Origin of the sequence: Olsenella phocaeensis (assembly GCF_048189965.1) — a bacterium.
Classification (GTDB): Bacteria; Actinomycetota; Coriobacteriia; order Coriobacteriales; family Atopobiaceae; genus Olsenella_I; species Olsenella_I phocaeensis.
This window is the reverse complement of the sequence record NZ_DBEZHV010000015.1, coordinates 82091-105410: the sequence shown is the minus strand read 5'-3', so window position 1 is coordinate 105410 and position 23320 is coordinate 82091. Positions and strand designations below refer to the sequence as shown.

General features: G+C 66.7%; 20 protein-coding genes. 13 read left to right on the top strand and 7 right to left on the bottom strand.

All coding sequences use genetic code 11. The annotated features are described in order from the left end of the window. Window positions 1-264 precede the first annotated feature (264 nt). The 4 genes from ACMPH2_RS07750 (at window position 265) to ACMPH2_RS07735 (ending at window position 5226) form a co-directional block, all read left to right on the top strand. Complete coding sequence (locus ACMPH2_RS07750) at window positions 265-1077, top strand: polyphosphate polymerase domain-containing protein (RefSeq protein ID WP_417119117.1); 813 nt, start codon at window positions 265-267, stop codon at window positions 1075-1077. A gap of 15 nt (window positions 1078-1092) precedes the next feature. Further along, window positions 1093-1785, top strand: coding sequence for a DUF4956 domain-containing protein (locus tag ACMPH2_RS07745; RefSeq protein WP_062529642.1), 693 nt, complete (start codon window positions 1093-1095; stop codon window positions 1783-1785). Between the two features lie 265 nt (window positions 1786-2050). Beyond that, window positions 2051-3652 carry a carbohydrate-binding domain-containing protein gene (locus ACMPH2_RS07740; protein WP_417119116.1) on the top strand — a complete coding sequence of 534 codons (1602 nt, stop codon included), beginning with the start codon at window positions 2051-2053 and terminating at the stop codon, window positions 3650-3652. A gap of 170 nt (window positions 3653-3822) precedes the next feature. Then, window positions 3823-5226, top strand: a complete 1404-nt coding sequence (locus ACMPH2_RS07735) for a cation:proton antiporter (protein WP_417119115.1) — start codon at window positions 3823-3825, stop codon at window positions 5224-5226. A gap of 135 nt (window positions 5227-5361) precedes the next feature. Here the strand turns inward: ACMPH2_RS07735 and ACMPH2_RS07730 are convergent, their stop codons facing one another. Then, window positions 5362-6291 (bottom strand): zinc dependent phospholipase C family protein, encoded by a 930-nt coding sequence (locus ACMPH2_RS07730; protein ID WP_417119114.1) that lies wholly within the window; start codon window positions 6289-6291, stop codon window positions 5362-5364. 149 nt (window positions 6292-6440) lie between these two features. On the opposite strand from ACMPH2_RS07730, the gene ACMPH2_RS07725 reads away from it, so the two are divergent. Then, window positions 6441-7034, top strand: a complete 594-nt coding sequence (locus ACMPH2_RS07725) for a manganese efflux pump MntP (protein ID WP_062529651.1) — start codon at window positions 6441-6443, stop codon at window positions 7032-7034. Between the two features lie 316 nt (window positions 7035-7350). On the opposite strand, the gene ACMPH2_RS07720 is transcribed toward ACMPH2_RS07725, so the two are convergent. Beyond that, window positions 7351-9447: a glutamine synthetase III family protein gene (locus ACMPH2_RS07720; RefSeq protein ID WP_417119113.1), complete on the bottom strand. Its 2097-nt coding sequence runs from the start codon at window positions 9445-9447 to the stop codon at window positions 7351-7353. Window positions 9448-9853: 406 nt separating this feature from the next. Here ACMPH2_RS07720 and ACMPH2_RS07715 point away from each other — a divergent pair, with 406 nt between their 5' ends. From ACMPH2_RS07715 to ACMPH2_RS07685, 7 genes are all read left to right on the top strand, one after another. Beyond that, entirely contained in the window at window positions 9854-11272 is a 1419-nt protein-coding gene (locus ACMPH2_RS07715) for an NAD(P)/FAD-dependent oxidoreductase (RefSeq protein WP_417119112.1), read from the top strand. A 429-nt stretch (window positions 11273-11701) separates the two neighbouring features. After that, window positions 11702-14425: a DNA polymerase I gene (gene polA, locus ACMPH2_RS07710; protein WP_417119111.1), complete on the top strand. Its 2724-nt coding sequence runs from the start codon at window positions 11702-11704 to the stop codon at window positions 14423-14425. Window positions 14426-14683: 258 nt separating this feature from the next. After that, window positions 14684-15691, top strand: coding sequence for a metal ABC transporter substrate-binding protein (locus ACMPH2_RS07705; protein ID WP_417119140.1), 1008 nt, complete (start codon window positions 14684-14686; stop codon window positions 15689-15691). Further along, complete coding sequence (locus tag ACMPH2_RS07700; protein WP_417119110.1) at window positions 15691-16455, top strand: metal ABC transporter ATP-binding protein; 765 nt, start codon at window positions 15691-15693, stop codon at window positions 16453-16455. The genes ACMPH2_RS07705 and ACMPH2_RS07700 overlap by 1 nt, the downstream gene beginning before the upstream one ends. Continuing rightward, window positions 16455-17303 carry a metal ABC transporter permease gene (locus ACMPH2_RS07695; RefSeq protein ID WP_417119109.1) on the top strand — a complete coding sequence of 283 codons (849 nt, stop codon included), beginning with the start codon at window positions 16455-16457 and terminating at the stop codon, window positions 17301-17303. Before ACMPH2_RS07700 ends, ACMPH2_RS07695 begins: the two co-directional genes overlap by 1 nt. Window positions 17304-17404: 101 nt before the next feature. Next, window positions 17405-17890 (top strand): ribonuclease HI, encoded by a 486-nt coding sequence (gene rnhA / locus ACMPH2_RS07690; RefSeq protein WP_417119108.1) that lies wholly within the window; start codon window positions 17405-17407, stop codon window positions 17888-17890. 90 nt (window positions 17891-17980) lie between these two features. Then, complete coding sequence (locus tag ACMPH2_RS07685) at window positions 17981-18355, top strand: heavy-metal-associated domain-containing protein (RefSeq protein ID WP_062529664.1); 375 nt, start codon at window positions 17981-17983, stop codon at window positions 18353-18355. Between the two features lie 96 nt (window positions 18356-18451). On the opposite strand, the gene ACMPH2_RS07680 is transcribed toward ACMPH2_RS07685, so the two are convergent. The 5 genes from ACMPH2_RS07680 to ACMPH2_RS07660 all read right to left on the bottom strand — a co-directional run bounded on the left by ACMPH2_RS07680 (window position 18452) and on the right by ACMPH2_RS07660 (window position 21829). Continuing rightward, window positions 18452-18925 (bottom strand): PIN domain-containing protein, encoded by a 474-nt coding sequence (locus ACMPH2_RS07680; protein ID WP_417119107.1) that lies wholly within the window; start codon window positions 18923-18925, stop codon window positions 18452-18454. Continuing rightward, window positions 18909-19244: a hypothetical protein gene (locus tag ACMPH2_RS07675; protein ID WP_417119106.1), complete on the bottom strand. Its 336-nt coding sequence runs from the start codon at window positions 19242-19244 to the stop codon at window positions 18909-18911. The genes ACMPH2_RS07680 and ACMPH2_RS07675 overlap by 17 nt, the downstream gene beginning before the upstream one ends. Window positions 19245-19332: 88 nt before the next feature. Further along, window positions 19333-19587 (bottom strand): hypothetical protein, encoded by a 255-nt coding sequence (locus ACMPH2_RS07670; protein WP_009277887.1) that lies wholly within the window; start codon window positions 19585-19587, stop codon window positions 19333-19335. 26 nt (window positions 19588-19613) lie between these two features. Beyond that, window positions 19614-20915, bottom strand: coding sequence for an L-cysteine desulfidase family protein (locus ACMPH2_RS07665; RefSeq protein WP_417119105.1), 1302 nt, complete (start codon window positions 20913-20915; stop codon window positions 19614-19616). A gap of 167 nt (window positions 20916-21082) precedes the next feature. Further along, window positions 21083-21829, bottom strand: a complete 747-nt coding sequence (locus ACMPH2_RS07660) for an HAD family hydrolase (protein WP_009277885.1) — start codon at window positions 21827-21829, stop codon at window positions 21083-21085. 283 nt (window positions 21830-22112) lie between these two features. Between ACMPH2_RS07660 and rpsA the strand changes: the two genes are divergently transcribed. Further along, the gene (gene rpsA, locus ACMPH2_RS07655) at window positions 22113-23288 is read left to right on the top strand and encodes a 30S ribosomal protein S1 (RefSeq protein ID WP_303133057.1); all 1176 of its coding nucleotides are present in this window, start codon (window positions 22113-22115) and stop codon (window positions 23286-23288) included. Window positions 23289-23320: the final 32 nt, after the last annotated feature.

Below are 23320 nucleotides of genomic sequence, written 5' to 3'. Positions count from 1 at the left end.
TCGCGCCAGGCGAGAGGGTCGTGCCGGGGCGACGGCGTACGCCTCGCGGTCGCATGCCGCATCGACCCCGCCCCTCTCGCCTTGTCAGCCTTCAGGTTTTCAGAAATTTGTCAATCTAGTTTCAGATTACCAAGAACGTGGTCGCCCTTTGGTGGGCTGCCATGGATTTTAAGCTAGCTTACGATTTCGATTCGCATAATGCCTCCAACCCAGCCTCCAGACGCCGTGACGGCCACCCTGAGCTGGGCGAGGAGAGGAGGCAGCATGCAGTTCGTTTTCAAGCGCAACGAGCTCAAGTACCGCCTGCGGGAGGACCAGCGCAGGCTCCTCGAAGAGCTCCTGGCGGCACACATGGAGCCTGATGCCCATGGGGCGTCCACCGTGCGCAACGTCTACTACGACACCCCCACCCACCTTCTGGCTCGACGCTCCGAGGAGCACCCGCTCTACAAGGAGAAGCTCCGACTGCGCAGCTACGTGCCCGCGCGCGAGTCCTCCCTCGTCTTCATCGAGCTTAAGAAGAAGTTCGATGGGGTGGTGTACAAGCGTCGCGCGACCCTTCCCCTCGCCGCCGCGGAGGCCACGCTCGTCGGCGAGCGGGCACCCCAGGGGCAAATCGAGCGCGAGATCGCCACGGTGGCGTCCGTCTACGAAGGCTTGCGTCCGGCGATGTACCTCGCCTACGAGCGAGAGGCCTTCTTCGCCCGCGGCGACCATGACTTCCGCGTCACCCTCGACCAAGGCATCCGCTGCCGCTGGGACGACGTGAGCCTGGCGGGCCCCACCGACGGCGAGCTGCTCATTTCCCCTGGCGAGACGCTGATGGAGCTCAAGAGCAGCCAGGCCCTGCCCCTCTGGATGGTCGAGTTCCTTGGCTCCCAGAGGATCTTCAAGGCGAGCTTCTCGAAGTACGGGGCCGCCTGGCGACTTCAGTCCTCCCGTCGTCCCCTGTGCCAGCAGGTCCTGTCGACAGGCGGGAGGGAAGGTCTGCCTCTGGTGTCGGGTCCCCGCGCCGGCGAGCAGGTCCGTGCCAAGCTTCGCCGCGGCATAGCGCCCTACGTCATCCAACGAGGCTAGAGGAGGAACCCAGCCATGTTCGAGACGCTCTTCAACGACACGAACCTCAGCAACGCCACCACGGCGCAGGACGCCTTCGAGTTCGTCGTCTGCATGCTCGTGGCCCTGGCGCTGGGGCTCGCCCTCGCCCTCATCTACGGCTACCGCGGCCGACACACCCGGAGCCTTGCCATGTCCCTGGTCACCCTTCCCGCCATCGTCGCCGTGGTCATCATGATGGTCGACGGCAACGTGGGGACCGGCGTCGCAGTTGCCGGAGGTTTTAGCCTGGTGCGCTTTCGCAGCGTCCCCGGCCAGGCTCGCGACATCGCCTACATCTTCCTGGCCATGGCCCTGGGCCTGGTTTGCGGCATGGGCTACCTGGCGCTCGCCGCGATCGTGACCGTGGCCATAGGCGGCTGCAACCTCGTTCTCCAGGCAGTCGACTTCGGCCACGGGACCGAGGACGATCACCTCAGCCTGCGCGTGACCATTCCCGAGGACCTGGACCACACCCACGCCTTCGACGACCTACTCGAGCGCTACACCAGCCAGCATGAGCTCGTCTCGGTGAAGACCACCAACATGGGCAGCCTCTACAAGCTCGTCTACGACGTCTGTCTGCGCGAACCGGAGCAGGGGCGGCCCCTCATGGACGAGCTGCGCTGCCGGAACGGCAACCTCGAGGTTGCCCTTGCGCATCGGGAGGTGGCGGGAAATGAGATGTAGGAGACGCAACGAAGGTGGGGAGCCCACGGGGGCTCGCACGGGTGACTTCGGACAAGGGGAGAGGTGCGGATTGGTCGCGGCCACTTCCCAGGGGCGTATGCATGGCCTTCGTGGTGGCGTCATCGTCGCAGGCTTGGCGTTCGCCCTCGCTGCGACCCCGCTCACAGGCTGCACCGCAAGCGCCGTGCAGTCATCGACTGCGACGGGCGCTTCGACGGAGTCCGGATCGACCAGTTCCGTTGCGAGTGGGACGGCGATCAGCCTGGTGGATGCAAGTTCCCAGTTCACCGACCGCGACCTCGACGCCAGCTATGACGAGTCGGGCGCCACGCGCGTCGAGCTCGCCGACTCGGGGTCGAAGGTCACTGGCGGCGGGGCGAGCGTGGACGGCGGTACCGTGACCATCACCGAGGGCGGCACATACGTCGTCAGCGGCAGCCTGTCGGATGGGCGGATAGTCGTGAGCGCGGGGGAGGAGGACAAGGTGCAGGTCGTGCTCGACGGCGCGAGCGTGGGCAGCTCCTCGAGCGCCGCCCTCGTCGTGACGCAGGCCGACAAGGTCTTCCTGACCTTGGCCCAGGGCAGCCAGAACACCCTCACGGCAAGCGGTGCGGACGTCGAGTCGGACTATGGCAACGTGGACGGCGCCGTCTTCTCGAAGTCAGACCTCACCATCAACGGCGATGGCAGCCTGAGCGTCTCGAGCTCGCAGGGCCATGGCATCGTCTGCAGGGACGACCTGCGGCTGGTGGACGGCATCGTGGACGTGAGCGCGGCGGGCCATGCCATCCAGGCCAACGACAGCGTCCGCGTCAACGGCGGCGCCTGGACCCTCACGGCAGGCACGGACGGCATCCATGCCGAGAACGACGAGGACCCCTCGAAGGGCTACGTCTACCTCGCCGGAGGCTCGCTGGGCATCACCGCGGGCAGCGACGGCATCGACGCGGGCTCGGTCCTGCAGGTGGATGGGGGCAGCGTGAGCGTCGCCGCCCAGGACGACGGGCTCCACGCCGAGTACGACCTCGCCATCAACGGTGGCAGCGTCAACGTCACCCAGAGCTACGAGGGCGTCGAGGGCGCGCGCGTCAGCATCACGGGCGGCGAGACGAGCGTCGTCTCGAGCGATGACGGCCTCAACGCGGCAGGCGACCCGACGGGGTCTACGGGCGCTACGGGCGTGACGAGCTCGACGGATTCGACGAGCGTGACGGACCCCGCCCAGTCCGGTCAGGCACCGTCGGCGCCGAGCGGTGGCATGATGGGCTCCGACTCCAGCGCATCCATCCTCATCAGTGGCGGAAGGGTGGTGGTGAACGCCGGGGGCGACGGCATCGACTCCAACGGCGACCTCACCATCACGGGGGGCGAGACCTACGTGAGCGGCCCCACCGGCGACGGCGATGGGGCCGTAGACTACGGCGACGGCGCCACGGCCACCATATCGGGCGGCATCGTCGTCGCGGCGGGCTCCGCGGGGATGGCCGAGGGCTTCTCGGCCTCCTCCTCGCAGGGAAGCATGCTGGTCGCAGCCTCGGGCGACGCCGGTGATGTGGTGACCCTCAAGGACTCCGGCGGAGAGACGCTCGCGTCCTTCTCGCCTGCCAAGTCCTTCGCCTGCGTGCTGGCCAGCGCTCCGGGCGTGGAGTCCGGCAAGAGCTACAGCCTTGAGGTCGGAGGCAGCTCGACCGAGGTGACCATGGATGGCACGACCTACAGCGACGTGAGCGCCGCCATGAGCGGCGGTGCTCCGCAGGGCGGAGGCGGCCAGACGGGCCCGGGCCAGCCAGGGTTCGCCCCCGGAGGCGGCTCGACTTCGGGCGACGCGCGGATCGATCCGGGGCTCCTCTCGCCTGATGGCCGGTGACTCGGGCGCTAACCGCGCAGATTACGGCCAGTTTGCGCGCGAAAGAGAGAATAACCAGGTAAATTGATCATCCTGAGCAGTTCGCAGATGGGCTGCGCGGGACGGGACATAGGAGTTGGAGCGAACGGCGCCCCCACGTCCTGCACACGTGGGGGCGCTATAGTGACGGCATGAACACGATACTCTTCTCCCTGGCGCTCATCCTGGCCGTCTGTGCCTTCGCGCCCTTCCTCGCCAGCCTCGTTCCCGGCCGTGCCGTGCCCGAGGTCGTCTTCCTCGTCTTCGCCGGCGCCTTCCTGGGCGCGCATGGGCTCAAGCTGATCAACACCTCGAGCATCGCGCTCAGCCTGGTGAGCGACCTTGGCCTGGGCTTCCTCTTCCTCAAGGCAGGCTACGAGATAGACCCCCGCGAGCTGGTGGGGCACTCCGGTCGGGTTGCCGCCGCGTCGTGGGTGGCCTCGCTCGCGGTGGGGAGTGCCCTCGTCCCGCTCTTCGCCAACCTGGGGCTCTCGGACCCCGCAGCCTGGATGGCGCTCGCCATCGCCATGACCACCACCGCCTACGGCACCCTGGCGCCCATCCTGCGCGACCGCGACCTCACCCAGACCCGTGTCGGCCGCCTGGTCACCGTGCACGGCGCCTTCGGGGAGCTCCTTCCCGTCGTGGCCATGTCCTTTCTGCTCTCGTCTCGCTCCACGGTGGGCACGCTCGCGAGCTTCGCCACCTTCGGCCTCATCGCCCTCTTGGTCCTGGGTCTCTCCGCCAGGGCGAAGGGTGCCGGCGCACGCTTCTGGCACTTCCTGGTCAACGACGTGGGCCATGCCTCGCAGCCCCTCCTGCGCATGGTGTCGGCCGTGCTGGTGCTGCTGCTCCTGGCGGCGACCTACTTCGACTTCGACGCGGCGCTCGGCGCCTTCGCCGCTGGCTTCATCCTGCGCGCCCTCTTCCCCGAGGGCAACGAGCAGATGGAGGAGAAGATCGACATCATCTCCAATGGCTTCTTCCAGCCAGCCTTCTTCGTCATCTCGGGCGCGGGGATCGACCTTGCCGCCGCCACCCAGAACCTGCCCCTGCTCTTTGGCTTCATGGGCGCGCTGGTCCTGGTGCGCGGCGTCATGGTGGCACTATCGCTGCACCTCGACCCCAAGACGCGCGACCTGAGCTGGCGCGAGCTCGTTTCGGCCGCGGCCTACTGCACCATGGCGCTGCCGCTGGTCGTCGCCGTGACCTCCGTTGCCGTCGAGGGCGGCGTCATGGCGTCGCAGAGTGCGTCGGTGCTGGTCACCGCAGCCGCCCTCACGGTGCTTGGCATCCCCGTGCTGACCTCCTTCGTCCGTGTGGCAGACGACGCCGACGTGGCGAGCGCCGTGCTCGAGGTCGCGCGCGGGGAGGGCAGCCTCACCGAGGTCGTGGAGGGCCACAGCAGGGCCTACCAGGAACGGCAGCGCGTCTTTCGGGAGCAGCGCCGCCTGGGCAGGAGTCGCGGCCTGCAGATCAGCTCGGCAGACTACCTTGCTGGCAGGGGCAGGGCCTCGCGTGCGGAGGGCCACCGTCCCCAGAGTCCCCAAGAGTAGGGGAGAGGGGCGGCGCCACGCGCTCGCGCCGCCGAGCCAGGCTGCGGGCCCACGTCGCTCGGGCCTCCTTGCCCCAGGCTCCGGACCGGGCCGCATGCCGCCGGTCGTCAGGTTGCTCGGGCGCTGCCCAGGCCGCTAGGCCTCCTGGGGCCTGCCGTCGTAGTCGACGCGTCCCGCCAGCTCCCGCAGGGCCTCGACGTCGCGCGTGACGAAGGCCTCCGCCAGGTCGGGCCAGGCGTCCAACGCCGCATAGAAGAGGTCGGGGAAGCTCTCGAACCGCCGCTCTCCCGTCGAGGGGTCCGCCCATTCGTGACGGTCCAGGTTTGCGGCAGGGCAGTCTCCGCCCTCCCAGACGGGATGGGCGAGGGACGCCAGCTTGGAGTGAGGGCGCACGAGCCTCTCCACTGCCATGAGGGCACGACCCCGAGGCGAGCCCACGGGCTCGATGGCGCGGTACAGGAGCTCGTAGTCGTGGGTGCAGCCGGCGTACTCCTCCGCGTCGAGGGAGACGCCGTAGACCTGCCAGGCCAGCTGGGAGAGCAGGGCGCCCGCGACGCGGTCGATGCGCTCCGTGCGCGCCAGCATGTCGGCGGGAGGCGCCTGGACCACGGTCTGACGGCGCAGCTCCCAGAGGAGCCAGCTGTCGATGTCGGTCTCGATCAGGCTGTGGACCTCGCTCTGTGCGTCCTCGAGCCCGTCCGCCGCCGCGATGATGGCCGCCTGCTGGGCGTACACGAAGGCATGGGAGCCGCTGTCCAGTGCGTAGTGGCTGAGCATGCCCAGCGCGAAGGCGCGACCACAGGTCTTGTCGTCCTCGCGCAGGTGGCTCACGGCGTCGCGCAGGGCGAGGAAGGCGTCGAGCACCTTCTGGCCGTGCATGAGGCTGCCTAGGCGATGACAGGTGGCAGCCGTCCGGGGAAGGGTCGAGAAGCGCGCGAAGAGAGGGTCGGGACCCTGGTTGCCCAGGAGGAAGGCTAGGAGGTCCTGCTCGTCTGCCAGAATCCCCTGGGGCAGGAGGGCGGCCGCCTCCTCGCCAAACAGGTGGTGCGTGATAAGTGCCGGCATCCTGCTGCTCCTTGCCTCGTCCCATGCGGATGACTGGGCTACAGGGTAGACCATTTTGTGACCGTGGCATCGAGTCCGTCCCATCGGGCCGGGCAGTCGTACAATCGCGTTTCTGTGCAAAATCGCGAGCGCAGTTGGGGGGTTGTGCCGTGTCCATCGCAGGAATATTCATCCTGGGCCTCGCGCTCTCCGCCGCCGCTTTCGCCGTCACCATATCCAACAGCTTCGTGTACGGCGGCGAGCGCCGTTCGCGCCTGCTGCTCATGCCGCTCTTCTTCGGTGCCTTTCAGGCGCTCATGCCCCTTTTGGGCTATTACCTGGGAGAGCTCGCGGCGGAGCTGATCGAGGCCTACTCCGGAGTGGTGACCCTGGTCATCCTGGGGGTCATCGGGGGCAACATGGTGCGCGAGGGCGCGGCGGCGCTCATGGACCCAAGCTCCAGCGAGGCCTGCCAGGTCGCGGTGGTCTCGGGGAAGGACGGGAGCGCCTCTCGCCTGACCATTGCCACGCTGCTCTTCCAGGCGGTCGCCACTGCAATCGACGCCTTCGCCGTGGGCGTGTCGCTCAGGGCCATGGCCGTCAACCTGCCGCTTGCCGTGGGCGTCATCGGCCTCACCACGGCAGCCTGCTGCGTGGTCGCGCTTGCCATCGGCCGCAGGCTCGGCTGCCTTTTGGGAGATCGCGTCGAAGTGGCGGGCGGCGTCGTGCTCGTCATCATCGGCCTGAGGGCCTTCCTGGGGTAGACGGCGCGCCCCTTCGCCGTGCGAGGTGGGTGGGGCGAGCACGTCGAACGCGTTCGTCTGCCGCGCGACTACGTCCAACGCGTTTGTCCGCTATGCGACTACGTCGAACGCGTCAACCCAGTGCGCGACTACGCTCGGCGCGTCTATTTGATGTTCGACTACGTCGAACGCGTCTGAGCGCCGCTCGCCAACTGGGCAAACGCGGAGGCATCAGACGCGTTGGACGCTGTCAATGAAATGAGACACGCGTTGGACGTCGTCGGCAAGGTGAGACACGCGACGGACGCACTTGCGGACAGCACGCACGCGCGGCGGCCTAGACGTAGAAGAGCATCCTGTTGTAGCTGGGCACGGGCCAGTAGTCCCTGCCGCAGATCCTCTCCATGCCGTCCACCAGCTCGCGCAGCCGCGCCATGGCGGGGATGACCTCGTCGCGGTAGAAGTCGTCCTGCTCCTTGCAGCTTGCGATGCCATGCGCGTGGGAGTTCTTCTCCTCGAGCTCTGCCACGGCCTCGTGGATGGCGTTGATGCCGTCGGTGAGCGCGACCACGGTGGCCTTCTCGGCCGTCGCGGCGATGCCGATCTCGGCCTTGGCGGCGACGGAGGTCGCGATGTCGCCCGAGTAGCTGAATAGGGCGGGCAGGTACAGGTGGCGCGCCATGTAGACCATGGTGTTCGCCTCGATGTTGCTGAGCTTCGCGTACTGCTCGGCGGCGGCGGCGTAGCGCGCGCGGCTCTCCGCCTCGCTGAGGACGGAGTACTTCTCCATGAAGGCGATGTTCTGGGGCTCGATCATGCAGGGGAGGGCGTCGGGCGTGGTCTTGAGGTTGAGGAGCCCGCGCCGGGCCGCCTCCTCCTCCCACTCGTCGGCGTAGCCGTTGCCGTCGAAGATGACGCGCTGGTGGTCGCGGAAGGTGTGACGCACGAAGCGCATGGCCACCTGGGTGAAGTCGCCCAGCTCGCCGATGCGGTCCGCCACGTAGGAGCAGAAGCGGTCGCACTGCTCGGCCACGGCGGTGTTGAGCACCACGTTGGGGTCGCTCAGGTTCTGCTGGCTGCCGCACATGCGGAACTCGAACTTGTTGCCCGTGAAGGCGAAGGGGCTGGTGCGGTTGCGATCGGTGTTGTCGCGCAGCACGTCGGGTAGGGCGGGCACCCCCAGGTCGACGAGCTCGCGGTCGTGGGACTCGGCGTGCTCCTTGCGGATGAGCGCGTCGACGACGGGCGAGAGCGCGTCTCCCAGGAAGACCGAGATGATCGCCGGGGGCGCCTCGTTGGCGCCCAGGCGGTGGTCGTTGCCCGCGGACGCGACGGAGGCGCGCAAGAGGTCGGCGTGCTCGTCGACGGCCGCGACCAGGCAGGCGAGGAAGACGAGGAACTGCAGGTTGTCCTCGGCCTTGTCCCCTGGCTCGAGCAGGTTCTCGCCGTCGGCGGAAAGAGACCAGTTGTCATGCTTGCCCGAGCCGTTCACGTACTCGAAGGGCTTCTCGTGCTCCAGGCAGGCCAGGCCGTAGTGGGTGGCCAGAAGCTTGAGCTTCTCCATGGTGATGAGGTTGTCGTCGATGGCGAGCGGCCCCTGCTCGAAGATGGGTGCGAGCTCGTGCTGACAGGGCGCGACCTCGTTGTGCTTGGTGCGCGCGGGCACGCCGAGCTTCCAGAGCTCGTCGTCGACCTCCTTCATGAAGGCGTTGACGGAGGGGCGGATGGCGCCGAAGTAGTGCTCCTCGAGCTCCTGGCCCTTTGCGGGCTCGCAGCCGAAGAGGGTGCGGCCGCAGAGGATGAGGTCGGGACGCGCCTCGTAGTCCTCCTCCTTGATGAGGAAGTACTCCTGCTCGGGGCCGCAGGTGGTCACCACGCGCCGCGGCTCCTTGCCGAAGAGCGCCAGGACGCGCTTGGCCTGCTTCTCGAGGGCCACCTCGGAGCGCAGGAGCGGGGTCTTCTTGTCCAGCGCCTCGCCGGTGTAGCTGATGAAGGCGGTGGGGATGCAGAGCACCTCGTCCTTGATGAAGGCGGGGCTCATGGGGTCCCAGACGGTGTAGCCGCGGGCCTCGAAGGTGGCGCGCAGGCCGCCGTTGGGGAAGCTCGAGGCGTCCGGCTCGCCCTGGACCAGCTCCTTGCCCGAGAACGCCATGAGCACGGTGCCGTCGTCCTTGGGGTTGATGAAGCTGTCGTGCTTCTCGGACGTGATGCCCGTGAGAGGCTGGAACCAGTGGGTGAAGTGGGTGGCGCCCTTCTCCAGCGCCCACTCCTTCATGGCATGCGCGACCTCGTTGGCGATGTCGAGGTCGAGGGGCTTGCCGTCGTCGATGGTCTGCCGGAGCTCGCGGTAGGTCGGCTTGGGAAGCCGGTCCTGCATGTCCGCGTCCGTGAAGACCAGGCTGCCGTATTCCTCGGAAACCTTGTCCTTTGACATGGTGCCCCCAATTCCCCTGTGAGCCCGCGCTCCGCGGTGGCCCGGGCCTGCGTTTCTTTCCGAAAGGTACACTACCTGACCCCTGTTAAAGGGGAGTGAACGGCCACCGACACGAAATGCGGGCATTGGCTGCGCTCGGGTGCCCCGCCTGCCCCATGCGCTCGCGACTTGGCGTGGCTGGGTGAGAGGGGACGCGTCCTTCGCGGGTGGGGCGACGATCCCCGTGAGGGTCTTCGCAAAGGCCGCCGTCCCTCTTGTCCCAAAATGTGTCCGTCCCTCTCGCCTCAAAACTGTTAGTAATTAGGTAACATTAAAGCGAAGAGGCCAGGGGCGAGAGTGACCGCATTCCCTCCCGCAGCTGGCACGAGGGCGCAGGAAGCGCCACCGGAAGAGAGGGGAAGCACTGATGCCAGACAGCAAGAATGGGGCCCTGACCGTCGCCGTCGTGGGCTGCACCCACGCGGGGACCTTTGCCACCCAGTCGATCCTCGCAGCACATCCCGACTGGCAGGTCCACGTCTTCGAGCGCAACGACACGCTCTCGTTCCTCTCCTGCGGCATCGCGCTCTGGGTGGGCGGCCACGTGTCGGACCCCAGGCGCATGTTCTACTCCTCGCCGGCGGCCCTGTCCGAGCTCGGCGCCACCATGCACATGCGCTGCGACGTGACCTCCGTCGACCTGTCGGCAAAGACCCTGGCCTGGCGCGAGCTCGACGGCGAGGGCGAGGGGACCCTCCCGTTTGACAAGATCGTCGTCACCACCGGCTCCAAGCCCGTGATTCCGCCCATTCCCGGCCTGGCGGAGGGCTTCCAGGCCGGTCGCGTCCTGCGCTGCAAGAACTGGGACGACGGTCGCCAGATCAAGGAGAGGATGGCCGACGCCAGGTCGGTCGCCGTCGTGGGCGCGGGCTACATCGGGGCCGAGCTCGCTGAGCAGGCCTCGCTCATGGGTGCGAAGGTCACGCTGATCGACGGCCTCGATCGCGCACTCGCGAAGAACTTCGACGAGGACGTCACCCGCCTGGTCGAGGAAGCCTATCGCGACCATGGCGTGGAGCTGGCCTTCGGCCAGATGGTCGAAAGGGTCGAGGCGGACGAGGCGGGGGTCAGCGTCACGAGTGGTGGGGTCGAGCGCCGCGTTGACTACCTGATCATGGCCGCGGGCTTCTCTCCCCGGACCGAGCTCTTCCAGGGCAAGCTGGACATGCTGTGCAACGGGGCCATCAGGGTGGACCCCTACATGCGTGCGACGCTGCTCGACGAGGACGGCATGCCCGAGGCGGAGCCCTGTCAGGACGTGTTCGCGGCGGGTGACAGCGCCACCGTGCTCTACAACCCCACGGGCGAGGACGACTACATCCCCCTGGCCACCAACGCGGTGAGGCAGGGGCTGCTCGTGGGGGCCAACGCCGTCGAGCCCACGAAGGCCTACCTGGGCACGCAGGCGACCTCGGCCGTGCAGCTCTATGACCTCTCGCTCGCGGCGACGGGGCTTACCGTGGCGGGCGCTGCGGCGCGTGGCGTCGAGGTCGCCTCCACCACGCTGGTGCAGGACTTCCGTCCCGACTTCATGCTCACCACCGAGCCCGTGACCTGCGTCCTGACCTGGGACCCCACGACCCGCGAGGTCAAGGGGGCGCAGTTCGCCTGCAGGCATGACATCTCTCAGGCCGCGAATGCGGTGTCGATCGCGATTCACAACCACAACACCATCGACGAGCTGGCGGGCTTCGACTTCTTCTTCCAGCCCAACTTCGGCCAGCCCGTCAACTACGTCGGCGCCGTGGCCATGCAGGCCGTGGCCGAGGCCGACGCAGTGCGGTAGGGCCGGGAGGCATTCGGCGGGGTCGGGGTCGTCCGGCCGGGCTGGGTCCCGGCCGGGTGGCCTGGCCTATCTCGTCCGATTCGTTCAGAACTCGCTCGAGATTGCAGTTTGCTGTCATCTCGGGCGAGTCCTGAACGGTTGGCTTGAGCGCGGCGTGCCGAAAACGTGCCTGTCCCGTTCGACAACGTCCAACGCGCGCTACTTTTGTCCGACAGCGTCCAATGCGTCTGAGCAAGAATCGCGACCTGCGAGTTCTCTGGTGCCTTGGACGTGTCGGACGCTTTCGAGCAGCTGAGACGCGCGCCGGACGTCGTCGAGGATCCTATCCCAGGCTCCTCGCCCCTTCCGCTACCGTCCCGGCCCGCGGGTACAATGTGGCCTGGGGCCATCGCGCTCGCGAACGTCCCTCGACCACAGCAAGGAGCACCCATGCCAGACCAGCCAAGCACCGAGGCCGCCCAGGCCCAGCCCACCGCGCAGCCCGCGGAGCAGCGCACCATCGCCGTGATCGACGGCAACTCGCTCATGCACCGCGCCTTCCATGCCATCCGCCAGCCCATGAGCGCGCCGGACGGACGCTCCACCAACGCACTCTTCGGCTTCTTCAACATGTTCGTCAAGTTCGTCGAGACCTTCCGCCCCGATGGCATCATCTGCGCATTCGACAAGGGCCGGCCGCAGGTCCGTATTGACATGCTGCCCCAGTACAAGGCCCAGCGCCCCCCCATGGACCCCGACCTCCACGAGCAGTTCCCCATGGTCAAGGAGCTGCTCCGCGCGATGGACGTGCCCGTGGCGGAGCTTCAGGGCTGGGAGGGCGACGACATCCTGGGCACCCTCGCCCGCAGGGGAGAGGAGGCCGGCTACCAGATGCTGCTGGTCACCGGCGACCGCGACATGTACCAGCTCGCGACCGAGAGGGTGCGCATCGTCTCCACCAAGAAGGGCACCTCGGACGTCGCCATCATGACGCCCGAGAGCGTGGACGACCTCTACCATGGCGTCACACCCGAGCTCGTGCCCGACTTCTACGGCCTCAAGGGAGACGGCTCGGACAACATCCCCGGCGTTCCCGGCATCGGCCCCAAGAAGGCGGCGGCCCTCATCGTGCAGTACGGAAGCCTGGACGAGGTCATAGCCCATGCGGACGAGGTCAAGGGCAAGATGGGAGAGAACCTCCGCGCCCACGTGGACGACGCCCTTCTTAGCCGCAAGGTCGCCACGATCCGGACCGACGCGCCGCTCGAGCTCGAGCTCAAGGACGCTCGCTTTCCCACCTTCGACCCGGCAGAGGTGGCCGAGGCCTTCTCTGCCCTTGGGTTCACGGGCATGACCGGACGCATCGTGCGCCTTGCCGGCGTCGAGGACGTCCCGGAGCAGTCGCCGGCCCCTCAGGTCGCCCTCGATGCCCCGCTCGAGGGCGACGACGCGCGCAAGGCCCTGGACGTCGCCCTTGCCGCCGGCGAGTGGCTGGGCGCCTCCTTCGAGGAGGTCGAGGGCCCTGGTGGCCAGCTGGCGCTTGACCTGGGCGACGGCAAGACCCTGACCGTCTGGGTCAGCACCGAGGCCGCGCTGCTCAAGTTCGCCGCCTCCGACGCCACGAGCGCCCTCGCCCGCATCGCGCGCGAGGGTCGGCTCGCTTCGGGCGACGCGAAGGCCCTGCTGCACCTGGCCTGCCCCTATGACTCCGCCGAACCCGCCCTCGTCGAGGTCGGCGAGCTGGACGCCGCGCGCATCTTCGACGTCGGCGTGGCAGGCTACCTGCTGGCGTCGGACGATGCGGACTTCTCGCCCGTTGCCCTTGCCGGGGCGTACCTCGACGTGCCGCTGCCCGCCGCGACGGACGAGGTCGGCAAGGCGGGCGTCGACGCGCTTGCGGCGCGCCTCCTTAGGCCCGAGCTCGCGCGCAGGCTCGAGGAGGACGGTTCCCTCAGGCTCTTCCAGGGGCTCGAGATGCCCCTGCTCCCGGTGCTCCTGCAGATGGAGCGCTGCGGCCTGCACGCCGACCCCGCCGCACTCGCGGCGCAGTCCGCGGAACTCGGGGAAGAGATCGGCTCGATGGTCGCGGCGGTCAAGGCGGCGGCGGGGGAGGACTTCAACCTCGACTCCCCGCAGCAGCTGAGCCATGTGCTCTTTGACGTGTGGGGACTTCCCACCCTCGGGCTGAAGAAGACCAAGAAGGGCTTCTATTCCACCAATGCCAAGACCCTCGAGAACCTGGCGAGCGAGGACAGGCGCGTGCGCACGGTGCTCGACTACCGCGAGCGCGCCAAGATCAAGAGCACCTACCTGGACGCGCTGCCCGCGTTGATCCGCAAGGACGGCCGCATCCACACCACGCTCAACCAGACCGTCGCGGCGACCGGCCGGCTCTCCAGCTCCGATCCCAACCTGCAGAACATCCCCACCCGCTCCGAGCTGGGACACCGTGTGCGCACGGCCTTCACCGTACCCGAGGGCAGCGTGTTCCTCGCCTGTGACTACTCCCAGATCGAGCTCAGGCTGCTCGCCCACCTCTCTGCCGACGAGCACTTGGTCGAGGCCTTCTGCGAGGGCGCCGACTTCCATGCCGCAACCGCGGCGCGCGTGTTTGGCGTGCCCGTCGAGGAGGTGTCGCACGAGCTGCGCAGCCGGGCCAAGGCGGTCAACTTCGGCATCGTCTACGGGCAGCAGGCGTTTGGCCTTTCCAGTTCGCTGCACATCCCACGCGACGAGGCCCAGCGGATGATCGACCGCTACTTCGAGGTGTATCCCGGCGTTCGCGCCTTCCTGGACGCCCAGGTGGAGTTTGCCCGCAAGAACGGATGGGTCGCCACGTCCTTCGGACGGAAGCGCCACATCAAGGACATCAACAGCCGCAACTTCCAGCTGCGCTCCTTTGGCGAGAGGACCGCCATGAACCACCCCATGCAGGGAACGGCGGCTGACATCATCAAGATCGCCATGGTCCAGGTGGCCGCGCGGCTCCGCGAGGAGGGGCTGCGCTCCAAGCTCGTGCTGCAGATCCACGACGAGCTGGACTTCGAGTGCCCGAAGGACGAGGTGGAGGCACTCTCGGCCCTGGTGAAGGAGACCATGGAGGGCGTCGTGAAGCTGCGCGTCCCGCTGATCGCCGACGTCTCCTTCGGCTCCAATTGGGCGGAGGCGAAGTAGGGGGCATCGGACGGCCACGTTGGGCGGCCACGCTGGCAGCCTCCATCGTCGCTGGTAGATGGGACCTTCTCCTCACAAGGACCGTATGGGGAGAGGGTCCCACTCTCATTCCGTGGGGAGAATGACCTTTTTGCATGGCAATGAGTTTGCCATGTCTAACTATCTGTCATACACTGTGGGCGATAAAGTTAGACAAGACTAACTAATGTCATATGGACTCGGCCTTGTCGGGATTCGAAAGGAAGACCCGTGAGCTACATGGAACGATATGCCTCCCTCGACGGGAGCCGCACGGCGCGGCTCGCCCTTCTGGCCCATGAGGCACTGCCCTGCATCGTTGCCCTGGCCTGCGCCTTCATGCTGAGCCTCGCCCTCTCTGGCTGCTCGGGAGGCACCCCTGCCACGGACGCCACAACGAAGGACGCGGCTCAGAAGCCCGTGGTCCTGACCACCTTCACCGTCATCCAGGACATGGCACAGAACGTCGCCGGCGACCATCTGGACGTCCAGTCCATCACCAAGCCTGGCGCCGAGATCCACGACTACGAGCCCACGCCCGACGACATCAAGCGTGCCCAGGGAGCGAATCTCGTGCTCGAGAACGGGCTGGGCCTCGAGCGCTGGTTCGAGAAGTTCATGAGCGACTCCAGCGCACGTCGCGCCAACCTCTCCGAGGGAGTTGAACCCATGCAGATCTCGGAGGGCGAGTACCAGGGCAACGCCAACCCGCACGCCTGGATGTCGCCCAAGAACGGCATGGTCTACGTTGACAACATCGTGAAGGCCTTCTCGGAGCTCGACCCCGAGCATGCGGATGACTACAAGGCCAACGGCGAGAAGTACAAGAGGGAGCTCCAGTCCGTTGCCGACGAGATGGAGCAGGGCCTTGATGGCCTGCCCCAGGACCAGCGTACTCTGGTGACCTGCGAGGGTGCGTTCTCGTACCTCTGCCGTGACGCCGGCCTCTCGGAGGTCTACCTCTGGCCCGTGAACGCCGAGGACGAGGGCACGCCCCAGCAGATCGCAGGCGTGGTCAAGCGCGTGAGGGAGTCCAAGGTGCCCTGCGTGTTCTGTGAGTCTACGGTGAGCCCCAAGGCGATGCAGCAGGTGGCGGACGAGACCGGCGCGTCCTTCGCGACGGATGCCCGGCATGTGCTCTACGTCGACTCCCTCTCGGAGGAGGGTGGCGTGGTGTCCAGCTACCTCGAGCTGCTGCGCTACGACGTCCGCACCATCGTGGACGGCCTCACGGGAGGAGCACGCTGATGTCGCACGCCGCCTCAGGTGACTCCCTTCGCGTGGAGGGAGTCACCCTGCGATACTCGCGTGCCACGCATCCGGCGCTCGAGGACGTGAGCATCGGTCTCGAGAGAGGCAGCCTCTGCGCCCTGGTGGGACCCAACGGGGCAGGCAAGTCGACGCTCATGAAGGTGATCATGGGCGTCGAGAGGCCCCAGCGGGGGAGCGTCAGCTTCGACGGCCACGACTCCGCGCGGGCCCGTCGCCTTGGGCTCGTGGGATACGTGCCGCAGCGTGACGTCTCGGACGAGGGCTTCCCCCTCTCCGTGGAGGACGTGGTCATGCTGGGGCGCTACGGCAGGATTGGCCCCCTGCGTGGCCCCTCTCGCGCAGACCATGCCGCAGTGGACGAGGCGATCGAGCGTGTGGGCCTGCAGGACCTGCGCCACCGTCCGATCGCCTCTCTCTCGGGAGGGCAGACCAAGCGCATGTACGTCGCGCGTGCCCTGGCGCAGCAGGCACGGTTCATGCTGATGGACGAGCCCTTCGCCGGAGTCGACAAGAGCTCCGAGGCCACGCTCGCCTCGCTCATGCGCGAACTCTCGGGTGAGGGAATCACGCTGCTCGTGGCGGTGCATGACCTGCACATGGTGGCGGAGGAATTCGATCAGGTCATCCTCCTCAGGAGGTCCGTGGTCTTCCAGGGCCCTGCCCACGAGGCGCTCAGGCCGGAGATGCTGGCACGCGCGTTCTCGGTGGACGACCATCGCGCACGCGAGCTGGTGGCCTGATGGAGGACGTGACCGTGCTCGAGCTGCTCTCGTTCGCGTTCATGCAGCGCGCCATCGTCACGGGCCTCGCCACGGCCCTGGTCTGCGGGGTCATCAGCTGCTACGTGATACACGTGGGCTGGTCGCTCATGGGCGACGCCATATCGCATGCCGTGCTGCCCGGCGTGGTCGTCTCGTACATGTTGGGCCTTCCCTACGCCGTGGGCGCCGTCGTCGCGGCGCTTCTGGCGGTGGCGCTCATCGGTGTGGTGAGAAGGAGCGGGCAGATCCGCGCCGACACCTCCATGGGCATCGTGTTCACCACCCTGTTCTCGCTGGGGACCGTGCTCATCTCGAAGGTCCCCAGCCAGGTGTCCCTCTCACACATCCTCTTTGGCAACCTCCTTGGCATCGGTGTGCCCGACATGCATCAGGTGATCGTGCTCGCCTCCGTCGTGCTCGCGGTGCTCCTGATGCTCAAGCGAGACCTCGTGCTCTTCGCCTTCGACCCCATGCACGCCCAGGCGCTGGGAAAGTCACCCCAGCTCTTGAGTGGCGTCCTCCTGGGCGCCCTCGCCGTGACCGTCGTGGTGTCGCTGCAGGCCGTGGGCATCATCCTCTCCGTGGCGATGCTCGTCACCCCGGGTGCCACGGCACGCATGCTGACTGACAGCTTCTGGAAGATGCTGTGGCTGTCACCGCTCGTCGCCGCCATCGCCACCGTGCTGGGCATCTGGGCGAGCTACGTCCTCGACGCCTCCTCGGGTGGCATGATTGGCGTGGTCCTGGGCCTGCTCTTCGCGCTGGCCTGTGTCTTTGGCCCTCATGGACTCATCGTCGAGTTGCGTCACAGGGGCAGCCTGGCGTAGGGGCTGGCCGCCCACGCGGCGTGGGCTGCCACTCTGTCGTACAATGGCCCGCACCACGCAAGCCACATGGGGTGGCTTTCGGGAGGCGAGAGGAGCCAGCCATGATGCATGTGGTCGTCTATACGGACGGCTCCTCGCGTGGCAACCCCGGACCGGGCGGCTATGGTGCGGTCATGCGCTACGTCGACCCCTCTGGTGGGCTGCATGTCAAGGAGCTCGCCCAGGGATATCGCCGCACCACGAACAATCGCATGGAGCTACTGGGTGTCATCAGCGCGCTCGAGGCGCTCAGGCGTCCCTGCGAGGTGGAAGTCCACTCTGACTCGCAGTACGTGGTGAACGCCTTCAACAAGGGCTGGGTCTGGGGGTGGCTCAAGAAGGGCTGGAAGACGGCCAGCAAGCAGCCGGTCAAGAACCCCGACCTCTGGAAACGTCTGCTGGCGGCGGCGAAGCCCCACGAGCTCAGCTGGCATTGGGTCAAGGGACATGCGGGGGCCGAGCTCAACGAGCGCTGCGACGAGCTTGCCACCTCTGCCGCCGACGGCCTGCTGGGATCCCTCCTTGAGGATGCTGGCTTTGAGGGGTAGGCCTTCTCGTCTGCCTTGCGCGCCTCGCATGGTCATTTTGCCAAGTGCTATAGTTTGCCACGTCAAACTTATGGTCCTTGGAGGAATCGCATGGTCGTAGACGTCATCATCATCGTCGCCGTTCTGATTGGCATGTTCTTTGGCCTGCGCCGTGCCGTGGGAACTGCCACTGGCAGGCGTGACTGCTGCTCGGGCGATGCCAAACCGAGTGGGAAGAAGTTCCGCGCGACGAGGATTGAGGACACTGACGAGGCGCACTACCCTTACGCGACGGACCTCACCGTTGCGGGCATGAGCTGCCAGAATTGCGCGCGGAACGTCGAGAACGCCCTCGATTCGATTGAGGGCACCTGGGCGCGCGTCGACCTCGACACGCGGACTGCCCACGTCCTCTCGAAGCAGCCTGTCGACCTCGACGCCTATAGGGAAGTGGTCTCGGAGGCAGGCTACCGCGTCATCTCCTAGGCACACCCGTCAAAGGTGGACGTCGGCTTGGTCGTCGGACTTGGGATGCGGGCCGCAGACGCCTGAGGGGCAGCGGGCGCTTGAGGAGCGACGTGCCTAGGTAAGAGGCGCCTTGAGATGGGGTGCTATGGGCATCTCCTCGTAGATGAGGTGGTACTTCTCCTCCACAAGGGCCAGGAAGTCGGCGGGGGTGATGGCAGGGACGGCCGAGCGCTCGAAGCCCTCCACGTTGCGGGTAAGGATGTAGTCGGCACCCACCTTCTGTGCCGCCCTACTTACGACGCAGTCCTCGAAGTCTTCCCAGCCCTGCTCTGCTGCCCAGCGGATGTCCTCCCCATCTATGGCGCATGTCTTGACCAGGGAAAGGCATTCGATGATTGATTTCTGTACCGTCTTGCTGCTCATCTGCTTTCGTGCAACATAGAAGATGTCCGCGTATGACTTGGCGGACGCCCATAGCTCCGCATCGCGAAAGCAGCTCATGACATAAACCCTTTTCCAGTCCTCGACAAAGGGCTGTCTCGTCTCGAAGAAGTCGAGCAGGACGTTAGTATCAACCAAGAGCTTCATAGTCAGCCCGCTTTCCTTCGGCGATGATTTCCTTGTAGTCGCGAGGGTCCCAACCCCCGATAGGCGTGGGTAGTGCCACAGCCGCAAATGCGGCCTCGATCTGCGCCCGGATCTCTGGCGTGATGATGCGTACGGTCTTCTGGGGCTCCCCTCCTGCTGCGGGAGCGGAAGGCTCCTGGTCGGGCAGTGACTCATGTCTCAGCACGTAGTCGTAGGCTGCGTTCACGAGCTTCGTGGGGCTCGAACCGATGCGCTTCAGAATGGCGTTTCCCTGGTTGCGAACCTCGACGGGCACGCGCGCGGTGACCATGGCGTCCATTGCAGCTCCTCTCCTCTATTTTATGGTAATATTGTAATACAGAAGAGAAGCCAAGAGCTGTTTTTCTGTGGGCTTTCTGCTGGTTCGCTCAGGTGAGGGACATGAGCTCGATGACGACGCAGGCAAGCACGACGACTACGATTGCCCAAATGAACCATCTCGCCACGACGAGGAGGCGCGCCCAGAGGGGGAGCGGGAGTCGGCGGGAACGGATGGGCCTCTCCTCTTGGAGCTTCGCCCTGCTCGATTCGATCTGCCGCCGATCCTCCTCGAGCATCTCGCTCCACCAAGAGCTGCCCTCGACGGGCTTCCAGGGTTCCTTCCAATTGGTGCCCGGCAACATGCCGACCGCCTCCTCGTGCGACGGGGCTACAGGGACGTGTCCGTCTTGCCAATCATGATGTTGAGGATCTCGACGTCGGTTGGGTGCATGCCCACGCGTCCCACATAGCCCATGGACCGGATGGTCTCCTCGGCGTCCTTGCCCACCAGGCCGTCGCCCGCGAGGAAGTTGTCGTCCGCGAGCGCCATGTCGCAACCCAGTATCGCCGCGTCGACGGCAGCCGATATCTTTGCCGCGCAGCTGGGCTTGGCACCGTCGCAGACGATGCCGCCCACGTTGGCCAGGGTGTTCACGATGGTCGCCTCGAACTGCGCGAAGCTCCCGCCGCGCAGGTAGCAGATGCCGGCGCCGGCGCCACAGGCCGCACTCACCGCGCCGCAAAAGGCGCTCAGCTCGCCGATGAAGTACTTGACGTGCACGGCCACGAGGTCCGAGAGCGCGACGGCGCGGACCAGCGTCTCGTGGTCGCTCCAGAGCTCGTGGGCGTATTCGAGCACGGGCTGCGAGCAGGTGATCCCCTGGTTTCCGCTGCCACAGCAGATGGTGACGGGAAGGGGGCAGCCGCTCATGCGGGCGTCCGACCCCGCGGCTGCGGTCGCGCGGGCCTTGCATGAGATGTCGTTGGGACGGCTCGCGAGCAGCGTGGAGCCGATGTTCGCGCCCCAGCGGCCCTCGAGCCCCGCCTTCGAGATGGTCTGGTTGGTCTTTATCTGCCCGCTGATCAGCTCGTCCACGTCAGACAGATCGAGCTCATGGGCGAAGTCCCAGACGGACCTGAGCGAGAGCGCCGAGCGGTCTGCCGCAGGCCTCTCGCCTGCGTCCTCATCCGGTCTTCCCGAGGTGGTTGCCATGCCCGTCGCCACCCCATCAAGGGAGAGCTCGCAGACGTTGGTGTGACGCTCCTCGATGCAGGCGGCGGATTCGTGGCCCTGGCCGAGGGCGACCACGCGGACGTAGAGGTTGGGCACGCCCTCCGCGAGCTCGACTTCGCAGCGGCCCTCCTCGACGAGGGAGCGCGCGTCCAGGCGGTCCTGCTCGTTCACGCTCTGGAGCACCTCGAGCGAGCCGTCAGGGTCCCCACCCATGGCGCCGAGGGCGGCTGCGGCCTCGATGCCGCGCATGCCGCCGGAGTTGGGCACGGTGACGCTCTTCACGTTCTTGATGATGTTGCCGCTGCAGGCGACCCTCAGGCGCTCGGGGCGCTGCCCCAGAGTGCGGGTGGCGAGTGCGGCCGCGAGGGCAACGGCGATGGGCTCGGTGCAGCCCAGCGCGCAGACGAGCTCCTCGTTGAGGATGGCGACGTGGTTGAGGTACGAGCTTCGGTCCATGCGGGTCTCCAGTTAGGATGGGCGTGCGCGTCTTGACAGAATGCACTGTATATCATGCGCGAACGCGCGGGCGGGCCAGAAAAACTGTGCACGCTGGCTCCGAATTGTGAAGGCGAACGGCAAAGGGCCAGCTGCCGTGGGACCGTCAAGAGTCCCGTGCGCAGATCTTAGCGGTGACCCTCGTCCTCGGCGTCAAGTCGCGCCACGAGCTCGCCCAGCTCGTCCGCGAGCTTGCCGATGCTCCCGCGCCAGACGGCGGCCCTGGGCCAGCCGTGGCCCACGTATGCGGTGCGCAGGCCGATGTCGGGGCGGGGGATGTCGCGTCCGGCGTCGTTGCCCACCATGAGGCACTCCTCGGGGACGAAGCCCAGGCTGGCTATGAACTCCTGGTAGTAGCGGGCGCTCGGCTTGGAGCGACGGGAGTTCTCGAGGGTGGAGACGAGGGCGAAGTCGATGTCGTCCAGTCCCGCCCATCTCAGGCGTGCGCTGTCCACCGCGGGCGAGAAGACCGGGTTGGTGGCCAGGGCCACGGTGTATCCCAGCTCCTGCGCGCGCCTGACGCAGCGGCGCGCGCCCGGGCGCGGCCTGGCCTGGGTGACCCCGTCGCGCAGGTGGTCGATCCACTCCCCCTCGAGGCAGTCGATGGCACCCCTGACCGCCGGGTCATCCAGCGGCACGCCCGAGAGGCGCAGGTAGGTCTTGTCGAAGAGCTCGCGTCCCGTGAGGTCGTCCTGGCGCGTGGCGGAGTCCACCGCGAGGTAGCAGCGCGAGAGCCAGGCATAGGCCACGGGCACGGGAGTGCGGCCTATGCGTGCGAGCACGCGCGCCTCCGCCCAGAGGTAGCGGGCGATGAAGGCGCTGAGGTTGATGTCGAGCAGGGTGTTGTCCAGGTCGAAGAGGACGGCCTTGATCATGAGGGGGCAGCTCCCTTCCGTCATTGCTGGCCCTAGCTTACCCACCCGGTCGCCTGGGGCCGCCGGGCATCGGGCATGACTCGTGGAAATACAGATTTAAGCTCGTGAACCTTGAAATGCCCCATCTTGTCAAGGTATTCTGTCTAACGTGTGGCAAGGTGCCGCACGACTGTATCTGTCGGCCCCCGAGAGCATGTAAGTTCCCGATTGCGCGACGCACCAGCAGAGCGCCCTAGGCAGCGATCATGTAGATCGGGGCCCCGTTTTCGAAAGGGGTCCACCTTTGAGTGAGATTCAGAACTCGTCCATCTTCTCCCTGGATGACGTCTCAGACGAGGAGATGAACAGCCTCATCGACGGTACCATCACCGACTTCGATGAGGGCGATCTTGTGACGGGTACCGTCGTCAAGATCGAGCACGATGAGGTTCTGCTGGACATCGGGTTCAAGTCCGAGGGCGTCATTCCCTCTCGCGAGCTCTCCATCCGCAAGGACGTCAACCCCGAGGACGTCGTCGCCCTGGGCGACGGCATCGAGGCCCTGGTCCTTCAGAAGGAGGACAAGGAGGGTCGTCTAATCCTCTCCAAGAAGCGTGCCGAGTACGAGCGCGCCTGGAACCGCGTCGAGGAGAAGTTCAACGCCGGCGAGAACGTCGAGGGCGAGGTCATCGAGGTCGTCAAGGGCGGCCTGATCCTGGACATCGGCCTGCGCGGCTTCCTGCCCGCCTCCCTGGTCGACCTCCGTCGCGTCAAGGACCTCAACGCCTTCCTGGGCACCCGCATCGAGGCCCGCGTCATCGAGATGGACCGCAACCGCAACAACGTCGTCCTCTCCCGTCGCGTCGTGCTCGAGGAGGCCCGCAAGGCCGAGCGCTCCGAGATTCTCTCGAAGCTCCAGCCTGGCATGCGCCTCAAGGGCTCCGTCTCGTCCATCGTGGACTTCGGCGCCTTCGTGGACCTGGGCGGCATCGACGGCCTGATCCACATCTCCGAGCTCTCCTGGAACCACGTCAACCACCCCTCCGAGGTCGTCAAGGTCGGCCAGGAGGTCGAGGTGCAGGTCTTGGACGTCGATCTCAACCGCGAGCGCATCTCGCTGGGCCTCAAGCAGACCACCGAGGATCCCTGGAGGACCCTGGTCAAGAAGTATCCCGTGGGCGCCATCGTCGAGGGCACCGTCACCAAGCTCGTCACCTTCGGTGCCTTCGTCGACCTGGGCAACGGCGTCGAGGGCCTGGTCCACATCTCCGAGATGGCCAAGCAGCACGTCGACGCTCCCGCGCAGGTTTGTGCCGTGGGCGATACCGTGCAGGTCAAGGTCATGGAGATCGACCTCGACCGTCGCCGCATCTCCCTGTCCATGAAGTCCGCCGCCGAGACCCTGGGCGTCGAGGTCGAGGTCAAGCCCCTCGACAAGCCCGAGGATGACGACGAGGAGGAGGCTCCCGTCGAGGAGTAGCCTCCTGGCTCTTGCCTGCTTTGCCGTTGACG

What these genes read in the sequence shown, in the direction of transcription:
- ACMPH2_RS07750 (WP_417119117.1), top strand. Translation starts at nt 265, where the DNA reads ATGCAGTTCGTTTTCAAGCGCAACGAGCTCAAGTACCGCCTGCGGGAG.
- ACMPH2_RS07745 (WP_062529642.1), top strand. Translation starts at nt 1,093, where the DNA reads ATGTTCGAGACGCTCTTCAACGACACGAACCTCAGCAACGCCACCACG.
- ACMPH2_RS07735 (WP_417119115.1), top strand. Translation starts at nt 3,823, where the DNA reads ATGAACACGATACTCTTCTCCCTGGCGCTCATCCTGGCCGTCTGTGCC.
- ACMPH2_RS07730 (WP_417119114.1), bottom strand. Translation starts at nt 6,291, where the DNA reads ATGCCGGCACTTATCACGCACCACCTGTTTGGCGAGGAGGCGGCCGCC.
- ACMPH2_RS07720 (WP_417119113.1), bottom strand. Translation starts at nt 9,447, where the DNA reads ATGTCAAAGGACAAGGTTTCCGAGGAATACGGCAGCCTGGTCTTCACG.
- ACMPH2_RS07715 (WP_417119112.1), top strand. Translation starts at nt 9,854, where the DNA reads ATGCCAGACAGCAAGAATGGGGCCCTGACCGTCGCCGTCGTGGGCTGC.
- polA (WP_417119111.1), top strand. Translation starts at nt 11,702, where the DNA reads ATGCCAGACCAGCCAAGCACCGAGGCCGCCCAGGCCCAGCCCACCGCG.
- ACMPH2_RS07705 (WP_417119140.1), top strand. Translation starts at nt 14,684, where the DNA reads ATGGAACGATATGCCTCCCTCGACGGGAGCCGCACGGCGCGGCTCGCC.
- ACMPH2_RS07700 (WP_417119110.1), top strand. Translation starts at nt 15,691, where the DNA reads ATGTCGCACGCCGCCTCAGGTGACTCCCTTCGCGTGGAGGGAGTCACC.
- ACMPH2_RS07695 (WP_417119109.1), top strand. Translation starts at nt 16,455, where the DNA reads ATGGAGGACGTGACCGTGCTCGAGCTGCTCTCGTTCGCGTTCATGCAG.
- rnhA (WP_417119108.1), top strand. Translation starts at nt 17,405, where the DNA reads ATGATGCATGTGGTCGTCTATACGGACGGCTCCTCGCGTGGCAACCCC.
- ACMPH2_RS07685 (WP_062529664.1), top strand. Translation starts at nt 17,981, where the DNA reads ATGGTCGTAGACGTCATCATCATCGTCGCCGTTCTGATTGGCATGTTC.
- ACMPH2_RS07680 (WP_417119107.1), bottom strand. Translation starts at nt 18,925, where the DNA reads ATGAAGCTCTTGGTTGATACTAACGTCCTGCTCGACTTCTTCGAGACG.
- ACMPH2_RS07675 (WP_417119106.1), bottom strand. Translation starts at nt 19,244, where the DNA reads ATGGACGCCATGGTCACCGCGCGCGTGCCCGTCGAGGTTCGCAACCAG.
- ACMPH2_RS07670 (WP_009277887.1), bottom strand. Translation starts at nt 19,587, where the DNA reads ATGTTGCCGGGCACCAATTGGAAGGAACCCTGGAAGCCCGTCGAGGGC.
- ACMPH2_RS07665 (WP_417119105.1), bottom strand. Translation starts at nt 20,915, where the DNA reads ATGGACCGAAGCTCGTACCTCAACCACGTCGCCATCCTCAACGAGGAG.
- ACMPH2_RS07660 (WP_009277885.1), bottom strand. Translation starts at nt 21,829, where the DNA reads ATGATCAAGGCCGTCCTCTTCGACCTGGACAACACCCTGCTCGACATC.